Annotated in this window: 1 protein-coding gene; it reads left to right on the top strand. The window is 63.1% G+C overall.

What is annotated here, in order from left to right:
• The first annotated feature begins 10 nt into the window (after positions 1-10).
• The gene (locus tag EOA13_RS37190) at positions 11-1,120 is read left to right on the top strand and encodes an IS481 family transposase (protein ID WP_127298051.1); all 1,110 of its coding nucleotides are present in this window, start codon (positions 11-13) and stop codon (positions 1,118-1,120) included.
• Positions 1,121-1,144 lie beyond the last annotated feature (24 nt).

The following is a 1,144-nucleotide window of genomic DNA, read 5'->3' as shown; positions in this document are numbered from 1 at the left end:
CACCAGCGTGATGGATGGGAAGTTGGAGTTTGTGCGTCTTGCGGTGCAGGATGGCAGCAATGTCAGTGCGCTTTGTCGTCGTTTCGGGATTGGCCGAACCTGTGGTCACAAGTTGATCGCGCGGTATCGCGCCCATGGCGAGGCCGGGCTTGCGGAGCAATCGCGCCGTCCAGCGACGAGCCCGGCGCGCAGCCCGGATGCAGTCGAGGCGGCGGTTCTTGGCATGCGCCGGGCGCACCCGGCCTGGGGCGGACGCAAGATCTCCAAGGTCCTGCAGCGCGAGGGAACCGGTTCGCCTGCACCTTCCACGGTGACCGGGATCCTGCACCGCAATGGCGTCGAGCTGGGTTTGCTCGGGGGTGGAGCCAAGCCGTTCGGGCGCTTCGAGCATGCCGCCCCCAACGATCTGTGGCAGATGGACTTCAAGGGCCATGTCGCATTGCGGCAGGGCGGCCGGCTGCATCCGCTGACCGCGCTCGACGACCATTCGCGCTTCTCCGTCGTGCTGCAGGCTTGCATCAACGAGACCGGCGAAACGGTCAAAGCCCACCTGATTGTCGCCTTTCGCCGCTATGGACTGCCGCAGCGCATGGCTTTCGACAACGGCCCACCGTGGGGAGATGGCGGACGAAGCAACTTCACACGCTTCACCGTCTGGCTGATCGAGCACGGCGTCGCCGTCTCCCATTCCAGGCCTCTGCATCCGCAGACGCTGGGCAAGGAAGAGCGCTTCCACCGCTCGCTCAAGGCCGAAGCGATGGCCGGACCTGCTTTCGAAAATCTCGATCGCGCGCAGAAAGCCTTCGATGCCTGGCGCGACCTCTACAACACCGAAAGACCTCACGATGGCCTCAAGGGTTGCGTCCCCCTCGACAGATACACACCCTCGCCGCGCTCCTTCTGCGAGGCCGTCGAAGCTTTCGACTACCCACAAGACGCCATCGTTCGCAAGGTCCAGAAAGAGGGCCGCGTCGCCTTGTGCGGCTACATCCTGCGCCTCTCCAAGGCATTTGGAGGGAAAGCCGTGGCCTTCACCCCCACCGGCAAGGACGGCGTCTTCCAAGCCTTCTTCAGACATCAGAAAATAGAAACAGTCGACCTCAACCTCTGCAGACGATAAGTGACAAAACTGTTCGCGATGTCC

The organism is Mesorhizobium sp. M7A.F.Ca.US.011.01.1.1 (genome assembly GCF_003998295.1).
GTDB lineage: Bacteria > Pseudomonadota > Alphaproteobacteria > Rhizobiales > Rhizobiaceae > Mesorhizobium.
Note: the sequence above shows the minus strand (reverse complement) of the source record. Positions and strands in the feature narration are given on the sequence as shown.

What these genes read in the sequence shown, in the direction of transcription:
- EOA13_RS37190 (WP_127298051.1), top strand. Translation starts at nt 11, where the DNA reads ATGGATGGGAAGTTGGAGTTTGTGCGTCTTGCGGTGCAGGATGGCAGC.